This window comes from Clostridium sp. DL-VIII, from assembly GCF_000230835.1.
Lineage (GTDB): Bacteria > Bacillota > Clostridia > Clostridiales > Clostridiaceae > Clostridium.
This window is the reverse complement of sequence record NZ_CM001240.1, coordinates 1,690,741-1,709,915: the sequence shown is the minus strand read 5'-3', so window position 1 is coordinate 1,709,915 and position 19,175 is coordinate 1,690,741. Positions and strand designations below refer to the sequence as shown.

Annotated in this window: 17 protein-coding genes and 1 pseudogene; 9 read left to right on the top strand and 9 right to left on the bottom strand. The window is 29.7% G+C overall.

All coding sequences use genetic code 11. The annotated features are described in order from the left end of the window. Positions 1-13 precede the first annotated feature (13 nt). Together CDLVIII_RS07820 and CDLVIII_RS07815 are read right to left on the bottom strand one after the other, a co-directional pair. The gene (locus CDLVIII_RS07820; protein ID WP_009168902.1) at positions 14-751 is read right to left on the bottom strand and encodes a WecB/TagA/CpsF family glycosyltransferase; all 738 of its coding nucleotides are present in this window, start codon (positions 749-751) and stop codon (positions 14-16) included. Between the two features lie 15 nt (positions 752-766). Continuing rightward, positions 767-1,867 carry a tetratricopeptide repeat protein gene (locus CDLVIII_RS07815; RefSeq protein ID WP_009168901.1) on the bottom strand — a complete coding sequence of 367 codons (1,101 nt, stop codon included), beginning with the start codon at positions 1,865-1,867 and terminating at the stop codon, positions 767-769. Between the two features lie 176 nt (positions 1,868-2,043). On the opposite strand from CDLVIII_RS07815, the gene CDLVIII_RS07810 reads away from it, so the two are divergent. After that, the gene (locus tag CDLVIII_RS07810; RefSeq protein ID WP_144005364.1) at positions 2,044-2,229 is read left to right on the top strand and encodes a hypothetical protein; all 186 of its coding nucleotides are present in this window, start codon (positions 2,044-2,046) and stop codon (positions 2,227-2,229) included. Between the two features lie 44 nt (positions 2,230-2,273). Here CDLVIII_RS07810 and CDLVIII_RS07805 read toward each other — a convergent pair whose 3' ends face one another. Both CDLVIII_RS07805 and CDLVIII_RS07800 read right to left on the bottom strand, forming a co-directional pair. Further along, a complete protein-coding gene (locus CDLVIII_RS07805; protein WP_009168900.1) occupies positions 2,274-4,001 on the bottom strand; it encodes a phospho-sugar mutase in 1,728 nt (575 codons plus the stop codon). Between the two features lie 287 nt (positions 4,002-4,288). After that, positions 4,289-4,855 (bottom strand): 50S ribosomal protein L25, encoded by a 567-nt coding sequence (locus CDLVIII_RS07800; protein WP_009168899.1) that lies wholly within the window; start codon positions 4,853-4,855, stop codon positions 4,289-4,291. Between the two features lie 718 nt (positions 4,856-5,573). Here CDLVIII_RS07800 and CDLVIII_RS07795 point away from each other — a divergent pair. From CDLVIII_RS07795 to CDLVIII_RS07775, 5 genes are all read left to right on the top strand, one after another. Further along, a complete protein-coding gene (locus CDLVIII_RS07795; protein ID WP_009168897.1) occupies positions 5,574-6,425 on the top strand; it encodes a Spo0B domain-containing protein in 852 nt (283 codons plus the stop codon). 287 nt (positions 6,426-6,712) lie between these two features. Further along, entirely contained in the window at positions 6,713-7,210 is a 498-nt protein-coding gene (locus CDLVIII_RS07790) for an NfeD family protein (protein WP_009168896.1), read from the top strand. Positions 7,211-7,231: 21 nt separating this feature from the next. After that, positions 7,232-8,218 carry a flotillin-like protein FloA gene (gene floA / locus CDLVIII_RS07785; protein ID WP_009168895.1) on the top strand — a complete coding sequence of 329 codons (987 nt, stop codon included), beginning with the start codon at positions 7,232-7,234 and terminating at the stop codon, positions 8,216-8,218. Between the two features lie 21 nt (positions 8,219-8,239). After that, positions 8,240-8,629: a hypothetical protein gene (locus CDLVIII_RS07780; RefSeq protein WP_009168894.1), complete on the top strand. Its 390-nt coding sequence runs from the start codon at positions 8,240-8,242 to the stop codon at positions 8,627-8,629. A gap of 17 nt (positions 8,630-8,646) precedes the next feature. After that, positions 8,647-9,390 carry a LytTR family DNA-binding domain-containing protein gene (locus CDLVIII_RS07775; protein ID WP_009168893.1) on the top strand — a complete coding sequence of 248 codons (744 nt, stop codon included), beginning with the start codon at positions 8,647-8,649 and terminating at the stop codon, positions 9,388-9,390. 81 nt (positions 9,391-9,471) lie between these two features. Here the strand turns inward: CDLVIII_RS07775 and CDLVIII_RS07770 are convergent, their stop codons facing one another. From CDLVIII_RS07770 to CDLVIII_RS07755, 4 genes and pseudogenes are all read right to left on the bottom strand, one after another. Next, a complete protein-coding gene (locus CDLVIII_RS07770; RefSeq protein WP_009168892.1) occupies positions 9,472-12,966 on the bottom strand; it encodes an AAA family ATPase in 3,495 nt (1,164 codons plus the stop codon). Beyond that, complete coding sequence (locus tag CDLVIII_RS07765; protein ID WP_009168891.1) at positions 12,953-14,170, bottom strand: exonuclease SbcCD subunit D; 1,218 nt, start codon at positions 14,168-14,170, stop codon at positions 12,953-12,955. Before CDLVIII_RS07765 ends, CDLVIII_RS07770 begins: the two co-directional genes overlap by 14 nt. A gap of 267 nt (positions 14,171-14,437) precedes the next feature. Continuing rightward, positions 14,438-15,069, bottom strand: a pseudogene (locus CDLVIII_RS07760) (flavodoxin family protein). Positions 15,070-15,593: 524 nt separating this feature from the next. Further along, entirely contained in the window at positions 15,594-16,226 is a 633-nt protein-coding gene (locus CDLVIII_RS07755; protein ID WP_009168889.1) for a flavodoxin family protein, read from the bottom strand. A gap of 276 nt (positions 16,227-16,502) precedes the next feature. On the opposite strand from CDLVIII_RS07755, the gene CDLVIII_RS07750 reads away from it, so the two are divergent. The 3 genes from CDLVIII_RS07750 to CDLVIII_RS07740 all read left to right on the top strand — a co-directional run bounded on the left by CDLVIII_RS07750 (position 16,503) and on the right by CDLVIII_RS07740 (position 18,168). After that, positions 16,503-16,838, top strand: coding sequence for a helix-turn-helix domain-containing protein (locus CDLVIII_RS07750; protein WP_009168888.1), 336 nt, complete (start codon positions 16,503-16,505; stop codon positions 16,836-16,838). Between the two features lie 230 nt (positions 16,839-17,068). After that, on the top strand, positions 17,069-17,518 hold the full coding sequence (locus tag CDLVIII_RS07745; protein WP_009168887.1) for a LytTR family DNA-binding domain-containing protein: 450 nt from the start codon (positions 17,069-17,071) through the stop codon (positions 17,516-17,518). Next, positions 17,518-18,168 carry a DUF4318 domain-containing protein gene (locus tag CDLVIII_RS07740; RefSeq protein ID WP_009168886.1) on the top strand — a complete coding sequence of 217 codons (651 nt, stop codon included), beginning with the start codon at positions 17,518-17,520 and terminating at the stop codon, positions 18,166-18,168. Before CDLVIII_RS07745 ends, CDLVIII_RS07740 begins: the two co-directional genes overlap by 1 nt. An 80-nt stretch (positions 18,169-18,248) precedes the next feature. On the opposite strand, the gene CDLVIII_RS07735 is transcribed toward CDLVIII_RS07740, so the two are convergent. Continuing rightward, positions 18,249-18,974: a DUF523 domain-containing protein gene (locus CDLVIII_RS07735; RefSeq protein WP_009168885.1), complete on the bottom strand. Its 726-nt coding sequence runs from the start codon at positions 18,972-18,974 to the stop codon at positions 18,249-18,251. Positions 18,975-19,175 lie beyond the last annotated feature (201 nt).

Sequence of the window (19,175 nt, the reverse complement as noted above, 5' to 3'; positions counted from 1 at the left end):
CATTTTTCCCTTGCTATAATTTAGAATTTTTCTTTGTATTATTATGATATCTGAAAGAAGCTAATAATAAAAACTTTGGTATAGCAGATAGTCTTTTTATTCTAACTGGTTCTTTTACTACCCTATACAGCCACTCCATGCCTAATGCTATCATCCATTTTGGTGCTCTTTTAAGTTCCCCTGCAAATATATCAAAAACTCCACCTACCCCCATGAATATATGAGTACTAGTTTTGTCCATAACCTTTTTTATGAAAATCTCCTGCCTCGGTGATCCCATTGCCACAAATATAGCCCAAGGATTACAACTGCTTATTTCATCTATTAAATCATCACAATTATTTAAATCAAAAAATCCATTATGGAAACCTGCAATTTTTAAATCAGGAAATTCAAGCATTATATTCTCTGCACATTTATTCACAGTTTCTTCCTTTGCACCTAATAAATAAATTGACTTTTTTTCTTTATTTGCTTTAACTAAAACTTCTTTTACAACATCGATTCCTGCAATCTTTTCTTTAACCGGATTTTTTACTAGCTTTGATGCAACAACAGTTCCAACTCCATCTGGAATTATAACTGAACCCTCATCCTTAAAATTTTCCCTAAGGGTATCATTATTTAATCCATTAAATAATACTTCTGGGTTTCCAGATATTATATTTACTTTATTAAAATTCTCTATATAATTCATTAAAGTTTTTTTATCTTCTTTAAAAATTTTAAAACCAAGTATTTCTGTAAACATCTCTTCTCCTAAAACTTATTTTACACTTCTATTTAGCATTTGATCTATTTCTATAACTATTTCATCTTCTGGTGCTAATTTCTTAGCAATATCAAGATTCAATTTTGCCTGCTCCGTATCTCCTAAATTTATATAGCACATTACTATATTCGTACATATCTCAACTTCTTTTGATGCATCAAAGGCTTTCCTAAAATATTTTATCGCCTCTTCATATTCTCCTATGCATGCATAACTCATACCAAGTTCATTAACTACTTCAAGACTTCCCGATTCAAGTGATAAGCTTTCACTTAAATAATGTATAGCTTTGTGATAACTTTCAATTCTTCTATATGAAACTCCTAAATAATAATAAATCAATGGATTTTCTTTAAATTCTTCGGTTAACGGTAATAATAATTCAATGGCTTTCTTAGGATCATCTTTTACATACTCAACAGCTTTTTCAAAGTGACTTACATTACTAATATCACTTATAATTTGTTGAATTTCAGCTGTCTTCTTTCCTCCCTTGTTTATATACTCATTTATTTCCACTTCTGAGCCCTTATAATCACCTTTATCTTTAAGTATTAAAGCATTATAAAGATATGGCTCTGGAGATTTTTCAAATTTTTCTTTACATTCATCAATATCTTCAAGTAATATTTCCTCAAAGCCTGAGTCTTTTTCTCTTATAGTTTCACCTACAGCTAATAGCTTTGTAAGTATTTCTTCTTCTCTGGTATATACATAAAGCCCCTTTAATAAAATATAAGCATCTTCAAGCCTATCTTTTTTTATCCTATCTGCTATAAGACTCTTTACACATTCTTCGCAATCTGGAACATATGATAGAACTGTCCCATAGTCCTCGTTATATCTAATATTCTTATCTGCACCAAAGACAATAAAAATTCCTTCAACGAAATAATATATTGGTAAATTACTAAGTTTCATTTGATTCTCAGCATTAGCTACAACATATTCTGAACTTATAGGCAGATATAAATCATTATTTTCAAACGCTACATAATCTGGAATACCAAGACTTTTCTTAAATCCTTCCTTATTAACTTCTAAAAACAATAATTCACTTAACTTATCTTTATACATTGTCTTATAATTACTCATTTTACACCTCTCTAGGTCAGTTAACAGTTAACAAGTAACAGTTAACAATTATTTTGTTAAATTTTCTTTTGTAAGGCACATGAAAGTAAATAACAGGTCCAAGGTTGCCTTGAATATTTTTCATCAGGCAAGGAGATAAATTGACTTCATAGTGTGTCTATTAGGTCAATTTGCCGATGAGCAGAGAACCAAAATCTATGATTTTGTGTGAATCGCTTACTCAGCGAGCATATGCGAGTCGAGCTTCTGCTATGATGGAAAATAGGCTGGCAAATGGACTTGTTATTTATTTGATTGTGCCTAAAGAAATTGCTATCATCGATAAGGATGATAGCAATTTACGCATATTCAAAAATAATTAACTAGCACCTTAATCTATTTTCTCTCATATGCTTTCTATGGAAATTTAGTTTAACTTTCCATTAATTATTTCCATTACTTTTTCTTTAAATTTCGCAATATCTTTTTCAGCATTTTCTAAACTGCTGCTCTTTACTGCTAAATAAATTTTCATCTTTGGCTCTGTTCCTGATGGTCTTACTACAAAATATGAACTATCCTCTAAAATGTACTTTAATACATTAGACTTAGGTAAGTCAATAGATGCTTTAGCCTTATTTATAATATCTTCCTCAATACTTAATTTGTAATCTAACCTCTTAACGATTTTAACATCGTCAACATTACTTATTGGTTCATTTCTTAAGGCTTCTATACAGCTGGCTATTTTCTCCTGTCCTTCTTTTCCTTTTAATTCTAAAGATATAAGAGTTTCTTTGAAATATCCATATTTTTCATATAAGTCTATTAATGCATCATAAAGGCTCTTTCCTTGTTCTTTATAATAAAGGCACATTTCACATACTAGCATAGCTGCTATTACTGCATCCTTATCACGTACGAAATCTCCTGCAAGATATCCATAACTTTCTTCAAATCCAAACAAATAAGTTTTGTCTCCTGCATCTTCAAATTCTCTTATTTTCTCTCCAATATATTTAAACCCTGTTAACACATCCATAAGTTCAACATCAAAATCTTCTGCTATCTTTCTAGCACCTTCTGTTGTTACAATTGTTTTTATTACGACACCATTTTGTGGTAACTTATTAGTTTCTTTTAATGAGCTTAACATATAATGAGTTAAAAGTAACCCTGTTTGATTACCTGTTAACACTTTATATTCTCCAGTACTGTTCTTAACGACAAGACCAATTCTATCACAATCTGGATCAGTTCCAAATATTATATCTGGATTTTCTGTCTCAGCCATTTTTAAAGCTAATTCAAATACGTCTGGATTCTCTGGATTAGGATATGATGCTGTTGGAAAGTTTCCATCTGGAGCCTCTTGCTCCTTAACAACTTTAACATTACTATAACCTAACTGATTTAATACGCTTCTTACTGGCACATTTCCAGAACCATGAATTGGAGTATATATAACCTTTAAATTACTTGCTTTATCTTTAACTAAATCTGTTCTTATGGTTAAGCCTTTAACTTTTTCATAATATACTTTATCTACTTCTTCTCCAATATAATTTAGTACTCCTTTTTCTAAAGCAATATTCTCATCAATATTCTTTATTTTTGAGAAGTCATCCACTGAATTAACACAATTAATTATTTTCTTTGCTTTTTCATCCGTTACTTGTCCACCGAACTCATCGTACACTTTGTAACCATTATATATTTTAGGATTATGAGATGCAGTTATTACAATACCACCCTTGCATTTCAATTCTCTAACTGCAAAAGATAATACTGGTGTTGGTCTTAAATTTTCATATAAATATACTTTAACATTATTTGCACATAATGTAAGTGCGGCAGCTTTTGCAAATTCTTTTGACATGTTTCTTGAATCATATGCAATTGCAACAGAAGGATCCTTAAAACTATCATTTAAATAATTAGCAAAGCCTTGTGTAGCTTTAGCAACAGTGTATATATTCATTCTATTGCTTCCAGCTCCTATTATACCTCTGAGTCCACCAGTACCAAAATCTAAATCTTGGTAAAATCTATCTTCAATATCTTTTTCATCAGATATACTTCTTAATTCATTTTTTGTTTCTTCATTAATAAGGTCAGAATTAATCCATGCATTATATTTTTCTTTGTAGTTCATTTTACAATCCCCTCTCCATGGTTTTTTCTCTTATCCATTATACATTATTTATCCATATATAAAAACTATTTTATATATTTTAGTAATTTTCTCTTAATTTTTCAGTACACAGCTATAGTATCACTCTTCACTGATAATTAGATTTACAATCTATGCATTACTGTTACTAAATAAATTATTTATCATTATGGAATAATTTATCCCTATAAATAAGAAAAATCATTTCTTAAATATTTTCCAAATATTTAAGAAATGATTTTTATAACATTTTAAAATATCATATTATTCTATTCTTCTACTTCTGGTTCTCTTTTTTCTTCTTGACTTATCGAACCTATAACAGTTGCTAAATCATCTACAATTTCAATACTCTTTGCAAATTGTAGATTTTTAAATGTATAAACTGTTCCTGCTTGCCCATTAGAAACATCTAATTCAACGTCCTTTGGTAAATCCTTTGCTTTGCAAGATACCTTAACTAAATCTCTTTGAGTTTGCAAAATCAAACTTCTGCTTTCCAAAAGTCCTTTACCAACAATTTTTATTAATACTTCAGTCTGCATTTTAGTATTAGCTGCTATTTCTTCAAAATCTACATGAATGGCTTTATTTCCAAATGAGTTCTTTTGAACTTCTTTAATTACAGCTGTTCCCTTATTTCCTTCAAGGTCAAACTTTATTACTCCGTGTTCTCCATGAGTGGAAATTTCTTTTAACAATGCTGATTCATCTACTTCAAAAATTTCGTTTCCTATTTCTTTTCCATAAATTACTCCTGGAATCTTGCCTTCTCTTCTTTCCTTTTTAGCTCCGTTAGTTTTCTTTATTCTTTTAATTAATTTTAATTCTGCCATTGTGAATATCCTCCTAAAAATTATTTCTTTAATTTTAATAATTATTTTTTATATAGTTTTAAATGGTATTCACGTTGGAATAAAGTAAACAGGCCTATCACATTTACTAGGTCTAAGAGTTCTTCTAATATTGACTTTATCTGGAGAATTGTGAAAAGATAAAATCAAGCTAGATTTACAATTAAACAATTTTTATCGCCTCTAATATATTGAATTTTTCCTTTTATGGAATTTCTATTATATTATAACACTTAATTTCCACTCCACGCACATAATTATAAATCTAATATAAATAGCACTATATGTTTTAACTAAAAAAAATGGCTATCCACATAATTGGATAGCCTAAAATTAATCTTAATTTATTATAAGTCATTTCTTTATATTCTATAGAACTACTTCATATTTATTTTCTTTCTGTCTTTTGCTCGCCTTCTTTATACCTTTTTGGAGTTTCATCAGTATTGTAAAAAGCATTACAACCAATTAATATAGCACAAATAAAAATACTAACCCAAAGCATATTTATTCCCCCTTTAAATATATAATTGATTATATATTTATTATACCACATTTATCTGTAAACGTTATATATTTCCTCATTTTTATAAAATATTTTAGGACCAAAATTTCAATTTAATAAAAAAGATAATTCAAGATTAATTTAAGAAAAATATGGTAAAATATACTTGATATTATTTATACGAGGAGAAAATACATGACAGTTAAAAAGCAAGTAAAAAATATATCTAAAATAGTATTATTATCTATATTTCTTAACTTGATACAAGTAATATTTATAACATTATTTATCTATTATAAATATAGAAATCCTTATATGATAGAAGGAAATTTTATTATTAATGTCATAGCTATCAGTATAGGTATTAATAGCATTATTACAGGTATTATATTCTATAATCTTCTCTTTAAAAAGGGAAGCAGTAATTTAATCGATACCATAAATTATCTTGAAGCATTCAATAAGACTTTGAGAACTCAAAGACATGATTATCTAAATCACATTCAAGTTATTTACTCATTGATGGAACTTGAAGAATTTGACGAAGCTAGAAAATATATAGAGCCTGTCTATAAAGATATAGTAAGGGTCAGTAAAGCTCTAAAGACTTCCAAGCCTGCTGTAAATGCACTTCTTCAAGCCAAATTACAAATGGCAGAAAAAAACAAAATAGATATAGAACTAGAAATAAAAAGTGATTTAAAACATCTTAATATGGAACCATGGGAGTTTTGCAGGATCATGGGTAATATAATAGATAATGCTATATTTGCGTTGAAGTTAAAACCCGATAATAGATATATGCTTATCGAATTATCAGAAGATTTACAAAGTATAAAGCTTAATATATCAAATAATGGAGATAATATACCTACAGAAATTATAGATAAAATATTTGAAGAAGGTTTTACTACCAAAGGCAGTAAAGGTGATGGTATGGGGCTTGCTATTGTAAACGAAATTGTTACGAACTTTTCTGGTACAATATCTGTCACATCGACTGAAGAACGGACTTTCTTTGAAATAATTTTACCTAAAGCACAATGATTATACATATTCTCAGAGTAATTTATGCCCTAAGATTTCTAATTTTTCATGTGCCTTAAATGACATCTGAATCTCAAAAATGTATAATTCATAAGTTTTATATTACTAATCACAATTATCTGGATTACTATATACATATAGATAAACAAATCAAAAACTTGATTTATTACTTGTAAATAAAGTTCTTTATTGATTAAAAGAAGAAGGCTTAAATTAGTGATAAATTTCAACTGACAAGTTAAAGTGTAAATTGTCAACTGTTAACTGAATTAAGGGGGGTGAAAAATATGAGTGTATTTTTACCAGATATAACAGTCCTTACGGTAGTTCTTCTAATTATAGGCTTTGGTCTAGTATTTTTAGAGATGCATATTCCAGGCATTGGAGTCCCTGGAATTGCTGGAGCTATATTTCTAATACTAGCCGTAGTACTAACAGCTCAAAATTTTGCTCAAGCACTAATTATGTCATTAGCTATCTTAGCAATTCTCGGAGTTATGCTAGGCATAGTTTTAACATTCTTCGCAAAAGGGAAACTCTTTAAACCATTAGTTCTGTCAGAAGAACAAAAAAGAGAACATGGATATATTAGTTCCTCAGATTTAGATTATCTGCTCGATAAAAGAGGAATTGCAGTTACTGACCTAAGACCATCAGGTTCTGTAGATATAGACGGTGTTAAATTCGATGTGATTTCTGATGGAGAATATATTTCTACTGGCTCTAAAATTAAAATATTTAAAGTAAGTGGAGTAAAATTATTAGTAAAAAAAATAAATGATTAGTTTTTAAAGGAGAGATTATTAATGGTTATTAATTTAGTTATAACTGCTATAGCAGTAGTATGTTTAATTGCTGTGTTTATTACTTTTGTTCCAATAGGATTATGGATATCATCTTTAGCCGCTAATGTTCAGGTGAGTATATTTAATTTAATCGGTATGAGACTTAGGAGAGTTGTGCCTTCGAAGATAGTAATTCCACTTATCAAATCAACAAAAGCCGGCATGGGACTCAGTGTTAATCAATTAGAAGCCCATTATTTAGCTGGTGGTAATGTAGATAATGTAGTAAATGCACTAATTGCAGCTCATAGAGCTGACATAGACTTGCATTTTGAAAAGGCCGCTGCTATTGATTTAGCCGGGAGAGACGTTTTAGAAGCAGTTAAAATGAGTGTTAATCCCAAAGTGATTGAAACTCCAAATGTTTCAGCAGTTGCAAAGGATGGTATAGAACTTCTAGTTAAAGCTAGAGTTACAGTTAGAGCTAATCTTGAAAGACTTGTTGGAGGTGCTGGAGAAGCAACTATCTTAGCCAGAGTTGGTGAAGGTATAGTAACTACAGTTGGTTCTTCTACTACTCATAAGACAGTACTCGAAAATCCAGATGCTATTTCAAAAACCGTATTAGATAAAGGATTAGATGCAGGTTCAGCTTTTGAAATTCTATCTATAGATATAGCTGACGTGGATGTAGGAAGAAATATAGGCGCTCATCTTCAAACACTACAGGCAGAAGCTGATAAAAACATCGCACAGGCTAAAGCCGAAGAAAGAAGGGCAATGGCAGTAGCTAAAGAACAAGAAATGAGAGCTGCTGTTGTAGAGTCTGAAGCAGAAGTACCAAAAGCAATGGCTTATGCACTTAGAGAAGGTAAGCTTGGAATAATGGATTATTATGATATGCAAAACGTAATTGCTGATACAAGTATGAGGAGCTCTATTTCTAAAGCAGGAAATAAAAATCAAGCTTTGACCACAAACGACGCAGAAAATAAAGATAAAAAATAAACTCTTAGGAGAATGAAATATATGAAGTATAATGATACTATTTCAATATTGAGATCTGCCATAAGTATTCTAAAAGATCCTACAATTATCTCAGATAAATTTAATGAGACTTTAGAGTATTTCGATAAACTCGGTACAAATGATACAATGCGGAATAAAGATAATACTAATGTAAATGCTGACAATAGTATTAAATATAATGAGAATGAGCCTGTAAAAAATGATTATTCTGATAGACCCTATGACCAAGATACCTTAGCTTACAAGAAGCAAATTGCTTCTTCAAATCCACAAGGTGTAATAGACTCTATTGCACAAGAACTTACATCCGCAAGGCTTAAGCAAGCTATTATACTTTCAGAAATAGTTGGAAAACCAAGAAGCAAAACTCGAAGGAAAAGAAGATTTTAAAATTAGGAGAATTTCTTATGAATATAAAAGTCCTTATAGTTGATGATGAAAAGGGAATGAGAACTATAATAAAAAAAATATTAGACAAATCTGGTGGTTTTGAAGTTGTCTGTGATACAGATAGTGGAGAAGATGCTATAAGCTTATTTAAAGAACAGCGCCCAGAGGTTGTGTTTCTTGATATAGAAATGCCTGGGTTCAGCGGCATAGATTGTGCTAAAATTTTAACCGATATAAATCCAAAAGTAATAATTATCTTTGCAACTGCCCACCAGGAATATATGCCTGATGCATTTCAATTATATGCCTTTGATTATTTAATCAAACCTTTCAAAATAGAAAGGGTACTACAGACCTTAGACAGAATAAAAAAGCTAAATAAACCTGTTTATGGAGATGGTATAGATAAAATAATCAAACATGAAAAAGGCTTGGACAAACTTATGATAAAGAACAAAGAAGGCATAAGCTTTGTTGACACAAAGGAAATTGTACTAGTGCAGCGAGAAGAAAACTCCACTGTTATTTATACTAAGACAGATAGCTTTACCACCTCTATTTCTTTGTCAGATATAGAGGAAAAATTAGATAATTCTCAATTCTTTAGAAGCCATAAATCCTATATTATAAATCTGTCCTTAATAACAAAAATTTATCCTTATGGAAGATGGACCTACGTAGTTAAACTTAAAAATACAGAAAAAGATGCCCTGCTTACTCATGAAAAGTATGAAGAAATAAAGAAACTTTTTAGCTTATAAACAAGACTTAAATAAAAGGTACTCAATAAAACGAGTACCTTTTACCTTTAATTAAAAGCTTGATATATAATTCTTGTAATCCTAACTTCTCTCGATTCTTACCTTGCTTCCTCCCATTCCGCATTCTGCCGGTGTAATCATAAGTTTTACAGGGACTCTATTTTTTATAGCCTCAACATGACTTATAATACCAACCTTTAGTTTTTCATTATGAATTCTTTCTAAAGAACTCATTACAACTTCAAGAAGCTCATCATCTAATGTTCCAAAGCCTTCATCAAGGAAAAATAATTCTAGTGGTGCTGTTCCCTTTAGCTGAATCTGAGCTGATAAGGCCAAGGCTAATGATAAAGATGCCAAGAAGGTTTCCCCTCCGGATAAAGTTGTTGCATCCCTTCTAGCTCCACCATTTTTATAATCCCTAATTATAAATCTGCTATTTTCATCAACTTCTAATCCATAGTTTCCATGAGTTATTTCCTTTAATCTTCTAGAAGCCTCAATAGAAATATATTTTAATCTATTTATTGCCACAAACTCTACAAATTTTTTTCCTTTAAATAATTTATCTAAATCATTAAGCAAAGCTAATTTATGTTCCAATTTACTCTTCTTTTCCAAAAGTTCCTTTTGTTCATCTAGTTTAGTTTTTATACTTTTCAATTCTTCTTCAAGTTTAATCTTATGCTCATTTGCCTCATTAACTTCTACTTCTTTTTGATTTTGTAACAATTTTACTTTTGAATATTCTTCTTCACTTAACTCTTTACCAGAAATTTTATTAAGTAAACTTTCAATTGCGCCTTTTACTTTTAATGCACTATCCTTGTAATTATCTACTTTCAGCTTGTATTCATTAATCTCTTCTTTTTTAATTAGATTCTTCTTAACATCATCTAAGGAATTGAAGCCTTCACTATCAATTGCAACTTCCAACCGAGACTCTTCTTCATTTTTTCTCTTACTAAGTTCTTTGTTCTTACTAACTGTAGCTATAAATTTTTCATTGTTATCTAAAAACTCTTTTTCAATTGCATTTTTACTACTTTCAGCCTTCTCAAATTCTTTATTAATATTTTGTATATTATTTTTGACTGTACTAAGCAATAATGGTAAATCTTCTTCATTATTTACTTTACTTTTTATCATATGAAGCTTTTCTTCTTTGTTTTCTTCATGGCTCTTAAGCTCAGCATTATCTTTAGTTAATTTTTCTTTTGTCATTGTTAATTCATTATTTAATTTTTCTCTATTTTTATCTAGCACTTCTAATAATTCTCTGTTACTTTTGATTATCTTAGCTATCTTTTCTCTTTCTTTTTCAATCTCTCTTATTTCTTTACTCTTTTCAATAAAATCAATGACTGAAGTCTCAGCTCTTAATGTATTTATTTTGCTTTCTATATCATTTAATTGTTCTGTATTTTCTTTAAGATTTTTCTCTAAATCATCTAATTGCCTTTTATTAGTTCTAACTACAGCTCTAAGTTCATTTATTTCACCATTTTTAATATTTATATCATTTTTTAATTTGTTAATATCTTTATCTAATGTTTCTTTATCCTTAGTATAGTCTTCTAAAGCTTTTTCTAAATTCTTAAATTCATCTTGCAATTCTTCTAAAGACTTTTCCTTAAATTTAATTCCAAGTTTATTTATTTCTTCTTCATTAATCTTTATTTTCTCATTAAAATTATTTATCCTAGTTTGTTTCTCAATTATACTATTATTAATAGTTTTTATTTCAGCTTCCTTAAGTTGAACCTCTTTTTCTATATCGTCTATATTTTTAACTTCTATTTTAACTATATCTTCTTTATTGTGATGAGTCGAACCACAAACCGGGCATACTTCCCCTTCTTTAAGCCCGCTTCTTAGAATATTAGCTAAGTTCTCTCTTTCCATTTCTTTTTGCTTAAGTTTAATCTTTTCAAGCTCTTCTTCATGTCTCTGCTCATCTTCTTTTTTAGTTATTACTTCAGTATTTAATTTTTTTATTTCTTCTTCAGCAAATTCTATTTCTTTTATTAATTTATTATGACTTTTCCACTTCTGCTCATTTTCAATCATCAGTTGCTTTAAATTGACTAAGTCTTTTGATTCTCCTGGAGAATTTTTAAGCAGTTCTTCGTAATGTTTCTCTTTCTCCTCTAAAGCTTTAACGCTTTTTTCTATGATATTCCTTAAACTTTTGCCATCAGATATAGTCTTATCATTCTCTTTTTCCAAAAAATTTTTCTTATCATTATCTTTAGTTATAGATGACTTCAAGCTATTTAACTTTTCTTCTAAAAGAATGCCTTCTTGAACTTTTTCTTTAAGCTGCTCATCTATTTTTAATTTCTCATACTTTTTGTCATGCTCTTTTACAATTTTATTTTTATCCTTAATTTCCTCATCAACCTTAATGAGTTCTTCTTTATCTCTTTTGCTTACAACCTCAGCTTCACTTATCTGTAATTTCAATATATCTATCTTTTTTTGTATTTCGTCTACTAATTTTTTTTCTTCAATTGCATCCTTTACCTTTTGTTCTTGTATCATTAATTGAGGAAGCTTTTTATCTTTATTAACTTTTGCTTCATTCCATAGTTTTTCTATACTCTCTTTTTCTTCTTTAATCTTCTCAATTGTAGCTTTTAATCTATCTAATTCAATTTCATTTATTTTAAATTCTTTTATAGTATTCTCAAAAGCATTAATATACGGTATAACCTTTGCACCCGCTTCTCCAAGTTTTATTATTTCTATATACTTATTTATTTTTTCTTCTTGCTCTTTTAATACTTTTTCTTTATTTTTATATTCCTCTAAATCTAATTGCAGCTTCCATATTTCTTCATTTTCTTTATAATTTTTCTCAATTACTTTTAATTCTTCCTTTAATATTTCTAAGTCTTTCTTTAGTTCTTCTAATATATTCTTTTTTTCTTTTAATATATCTTCGCTTATATCATCATATCCGCTTAATTGGCCAAGCAAAACACTGTTTTCAGTTCTCTCTTTATTTATTTTTAAGCTAAGCTTTCTAGATAAATTATCCCCGAATTGCTCTAGGTTAAATAATCTTTCAAGCATGTCACGCCTATCTTTACCTTCCAGCTTTAAAAATTCACTGAACTTTCCTTGTGGCAGCACAACAGTTCTAGAAAAATCCTCTAAGTTAAGTCCTATAATCTCCTCAACCTTTTTATTTATTGTCTTAACTCCATCTGCTAAAACTTCTTCCTCTTCTATATTGGTTATATCTACTATTTTACATTTTCCAGAGTTTATGCCTCCATCTTTTTTTCTTTTAAATTCTCTATCTATAACATATCTTTTAATTTCCGCTCCAGATATCTGAAATTCAAAGTTTACATTTAACTTATCACAATTAGTATTTATATAATTAGAGCTCTTCCTAGCCACATTTCCATATAAAGCCAAAGTTATACCATCCAATATAGTTGATTTTCCACTTCCAGTCGGTCCAAAAATCCCAAAAAATCCTCTATCTGTTAATCTATCAAAATCTATTGTCTGCTCATCAATAAAACTATTTAATCCTTTAATTCTTAATTTAATTGGCCTCATTTTCTTCCCCTTCTTCATTTATAATAGATAAAAGTAATTCCATCACTTCATCTTCTGGTGGCACTCCTCTTTCTTTCGTGTAAAAATCAACAAATATTTCTTCAAAAGATTTTTCACTTATATTTAATGCAGTATCTTCATCTATACCTTTAACCTTCGGCATTATCTCTAAAATATCTTTTTTCAAATCCTTCATTTGTTTTATTTCATCTTCTCTTATGTATCTATCTGTTGCTATCTCCATGTATACCCAGCAATCTTTCTCCTTATTTTCCTCGCACTTTAAAATTGCATCTTCAATACTAGAACATTTCCAAATTTCAATTGGTTTATATATTTTTAAGTTTACTTCTTCAATTGTGCATTCTTCTTTTGCCTTAACATCTACTATAAAGCATTTTTTGTCAAAGCTTACTTCTTTTTTATTATAATGAATAGGAGACCCACAATACCTTGCTTTCTTTTCAGTTCCCGGAACTATTTGAGGCTTATGAACATGTCCGAGTGCAACATATTGAGCTTCTTTTGGGAAACAGCTGCCATCAACAATATAGGCCCCCCCTAATTGAATACTTCGTTCTGATCCGCCTTCTTCACTTCCCATAGCAAATAGATGAGATATTACTAAGTTAATGGTATCCTCTCTATAATGGCTTCTTAGAGAATCAAATAAAGAAAATATTTTCTCACTATAGGATTTAGCTTTCTCTTCTTCGTCATCCATTCCATTGTAGATAACTTCATTTAATCTTTTTTCACTTGGATAAGGCATTGTTAGAATGACTGCCTTTTCATTATTTATTTCAATTTCAACAAAACCTTCTCCTGAATCTAAAACCTTATGTTTCCCATATTCTCCACAAGGAACTATAGTTTTAGGAGTTCCGACCATAATAATCCCATGTTCTCTAGCTAAAGGCCCTGCTGCAACTAATCTATCCGGATTGTCATGATTTCCTGATATAACTAAGGTAAGTCTTTCCCCATTTTTTGATATTCTCTTCAAGGTATCATAAAACATTTTTTCTGCTCTGGCTGGCGGATTTGGATTATCATAAACATCACCAGCTATCATAACTAAATCTATATTATTTTCTTCAACAATATTTACGAAATCCTTTAGAAATTCTTCCTGCTCATCCATGCGGCTTTGTCCTTCTAAATTTTTACCTAAGTGCCAGTCTCCTGTATGTAATATTCTCAAAATTAAACATCCTCCTATTGAGGCAAATTTAAACAAATAACAATTCTAAAATTGAAATGAATATTTTTAATTAGGAAAGAAATTAGATGAACTTGTTATTTTTTAATTATGCCTTAACTTAAATTATAATCATATTATAGCCTAGTTAGATATACTTTTTCCAACAACATTTTCAACATTCTCCAAAAAACATTCCATAAAAAAAGACATTATATCCTTAATAGTTAAGATATAATGTCTTTTAAAAATTAATGTTTCCCCTTACATTTAACGAATGAAATTCATAAATATTTTCTCTTCAATTTCAGGTTCTTTAACTTTTCCTTTACCAAACTCAACAAGTTTCATAAGCCAGGCCATATTTTTGCCAAGTACTCTCATGATTTGATTTCCTTCTGTATCATCTTTCACTTCTCCTGGCGCTGTTCCATTTATTACATTCCAGTAGTTTGAAGTTGGCATAAGCATTTCTGAACAATTAATATAATTATTCAATTGCTCAAAGGTTGGCACGCCACCAGCACGTCTTACAGCAACTACTGCAGCACCAACTTTATGTCTTAACATCCCCTTATTTACACTTGTAACGTAAAAGGCTCTGTCTAAAAATGACTTCATTGTTCCTCCTATTGCTGAATAGTGAACTGGTGAACCTAGTATTATTCCGTCTGCTTCTTCATTTTCTGAATCCATTCATTTACTTCATCATCAATGACACATCTTTCATTTTGATTTCTCGCACAGCCATTACAAGCAAGACATCCTCTTATAACTTTATTACCCACATGGATAACTTCAACTTCTATGCCTTCCTTTTTTAATTCCTCTGCAACTATTTGTATTCCATGAAATGTATTCCCCTCTTTTTTAGGACTTCCATTAAATGCAACTACCTTCATTTATATCACCTATCCTTATATCTTATAGTTTAATCTATTATATATCGCATGCTTTTAATATATAGCACTAAGTATAGTATATTCACCTCCTAAACTTGCAACAAGTAGGCACTTTAAAGTTAGATAACTTACTTTAAAGTAGGAATTACGATCATAGACTACTTTTAGTTAAATCCTAAACTTGCTTTCTTGCATTACTGCTACAACTCTATTTCAAATTTCTCCTTTTTATAATATCATCACCTACATTACAATATATGTAATGTAGGTGATGATATTTTGATAGAACATAATGGCAAATCGTATATTTGTCCCTTGGATTTAGGCTTTGAAATTATAAGAGGTAAGTGGAAATCAGTAATATTATGCCTTAACTTAAATTATAACTATATTATAGCCTAGTTAGATATACTTTTTCCAACAACATTTTCAACATTCTCCAAAAAACATTCCATAAAAAAAGACATTATATCCTCAATAGTTAAGATATAATGTCTTTTAAAAATTAATATTTCCCCTTACATTTAACGAATGAAATTCATAAATATTTTCTCTTCCATTTCAGGTTCTTTAACTTTTCCTTTACCAAACTCAACAAGTTTCATAAGCCAAGCCATATTTTTGCCAAGTACCCTCATGATTTGATTTCCTTCTGTATCATCTTTTACTTCTCCTGGTGCTGCTCCATTTATTACATTCCAGTAGTTTGATGTTGGCATAAGCATTTCTGAATAATTAATATAATTATTCAATTGTTCAAAAGTTGGCACGCCGCCAGCACGTCTTACAGCAACAACAGATGCCCCAACCTTATGTCTTAGCATACCGTTATTTACACTCGTAACATAGAAAGCTCTATCTAAAAATGCTTTCATTGTTCCTCCTATTGCTGAATAGTGAACTGGTGAACCTAATATTATTCCATCTGCTTCTTTCATTTTTTGAATCCATTCATTTACTTCATCATCAATGACGCATCTCTCATTTTGATTTTTTACACAGCCATTACAAGCAAGGCATCCTCTTATAACTTTATTACCCACATGGATAACTTCAACTTCTATACCTTCCTTCTTTAATTCCTCTGCAACTATTTGTATTCCATGAAATGTATTTCCTTCTTTTTTAGGACTTCCATTAAATGCAACTACCTTCATTTATATCACCTATCCTCTTATTTTATACTTAATTTGTTATATACACACATGCTTTTCTAGCATTGCACTAAATACAGTATATTCACCTATTAATCTTGTAACAAGTAGGCACTTTAAAGTTAGATAACTTACTTTAAAGTAGGAATTACGATCATAGACTACTTTTAGTTAAATCCTAAACTTGCTTTCTTGCATTACTGCTACAACTCTATTTCAAATTTTCCTTTTTTATAATATAATTATCAGTAAAATATATGTAATGTAGGTGATGATATTTTGATAGAACATAATGGTAAGTCGTATATTTGTGCCTTGGATTTAGGCTTTGAAATTATAAGAGGTAAGTGGAAGGCCGTAATATTATGTCACTTATCTGATGGTCCAAAAAGATTTTTAGAGCTGCAGCGAATTACTTTCGGTGTAAGCCAAAAAGTATTAAGTGAATCATTAAAACAGCTTGAAATGGATGATATAATAACTAAACATGTATATGCAGAAGTACCTCCAAAGGTTGAATATTTATTAACTGAAAAAGGAAAAGAATTGGTCCCCGCTTTAAAGATGATTGAAAAGTGGTCAAAAAAGCAATTTTCTGATTTATTAAATGAATAACTTATCTAAATACCAAACGGAGCAGGATACTATTTTATCCTGCTCTATTAATCTCCTATGGGGGAATTTGCGCAAGTACAAAATCATCTACATTTTTTTCTCTTCATCAACTATCGATTACACTTCCTTTATATATTTGCCACTTACCCAATATTTGCAACCACTAACCTGTCAAATATAGATATTCTATAAAAAAATAGGTATTATATAGAAAAGGAGGATGATAATTCATGAAGGTAAAAATACAATATGTAAATTCTCCAGAAGAAGAATGTGCGGTGCTTCAAATTTATAAAAGCCATCCTGAAATCATAAAATTGCAGGAGATTATTGAAAAAGAAACCTATAAATCCATAATACTTCCTTGCTTTTTAGGCGAAGAAAAATATTCTATTTCTTGCGAACACATTTTATTTATTGAAACCATTCAAGAGAAATCCTTTGTGCACACTGGTAACAAAATATATAACGCAAAAAAAAGACTTTATGAATTTGAAGAAATACTTCCTGAACAATTTGTTCGTATTTCAAAATCAGCCATAATGAATCTTAAACAAGTAGATCATTACAGTCCCCTGGCAAACGGGTTAATGAAAGCAGTATTTTATAATGGCGAGGAGACATATATTTCCCGAAAATATCTAAGACTCCTTAGATCAAAGATTGGAGGTAAAAATTAATGATGAAGGAAGATAGAGTTGAAATTATATCAAAAGGTCTTTTCCTAGCTGTAATACTATTTCTAAGCACTGTTATTAATTTGCTAATCCAACGAGATATTCAGCATTTAAAATCAATTGGTACTTTTCTTATTCCAATAATTTTGTGTTATTGCTTAATAGGTATATTCATCCGATGGATTGTATATAGAAATACTCTCATAAAAGATGGATATCATATTTTTTCAGGAGCTGCAGCTATTTATTGGATATTTATTTTTACTGCAATTATTATGTTCTGTGCCTTCTTAATTCCTAAGTTCATTCGTGATATCATTACGGTCAATGTAATTATCTTACTCTTAATATGGTTTCTAAACTATATATATTTAAAGAGAATCGCAACCGAATTAAATTCTGGTATAAAACACCATTCAAGAGTACTAATTGAAGATTTGCCTGAAAAACCTCAATCAGAAGGTAGATTTATAGGTGAAATTGAAAATTATTGCAAGAGAAATAATCTTTCTTTAGATATCATTGAATATGGAATTCCTTCTAAAATAAAAATGAATAACACCATGTATGTAGTAAAGCTGGGACAGTACTATGATGTCATGGGAGGTATGGTATATACACTGGAGTTTCATAATATAGTTTCTAATAAATAACTATCGCCACAAAAAATTAGATACATGTTACTATTATTTAGTAACTATGTATCTAATTTAATATAGCTATAAATATTAAATTATTCCTTATTTAATATTTCTTCTACTTCCTCGATACTTAAACCTGTTGCTTCAGCAATTTCATCTATTTCTTCAAATCCCATCAAGTCACGTGCTAAAGAAATCATAAGCTTTTTCACATTTTCTTCAACGCTTGGAGGTAATTCTGACATATCTGCTAAATTCTCCGTCAGATCAAAATACTCTTCTTCTTCCTCTTCTTCCTCTCCCATTTCAAAAAGTCTTCTCTTTTTGGCCTTTTCTCTATCAAATTCATTAAGATAAACTAATTTGCTATTGTTTATCTCTAAATCTTCATCTGAAAATACAGTTATCCCCTCATTCTCCAGAAGTTGCGTCGTTATCCCTTTACCTTTAATTTTATTTCCTATAAATGTGCCATCATATATATAATTAGAGCCACATGAAGGACTTCCCTCCTTTAACACTGCTTTAGTAGCTCCAAGCTCTTTGGCTATTCTTAAGGTCTCATATGCCCCATTTATAAATTGTTTAGTAACATCTTCACCTTTATTACTCAGTGCTTTTCCATTTCCATTTATCACTTCACTTGCCTCATTATTTAGTTCAACTGGATTTCTTGGAGTTGATAATCCTCCTAGCTGCTCTGGACACATCAAAACTGCTTTTCCTTCTTTAAATAACTTCATGCATCTCTCATTCAAGTTATTTTTTCCGTTATATTTACAATTAACTCCACATAAACATGCACTTATTATGTACATTGCATCACCTCAATTTCAGTCAACAATTAGTAAATGATTAACATTTACGACTTCATTTTATATCTTTTCATTAAACGAAATTTTATAACCTTATTAAATACATATTACGGTATATTAAAAAAAATAACAAGTCAGTTATATATAGCATTTTTGACCTGTTATTTTATCCTATATTCATAGCAGCTTAAATACTAAACTTCT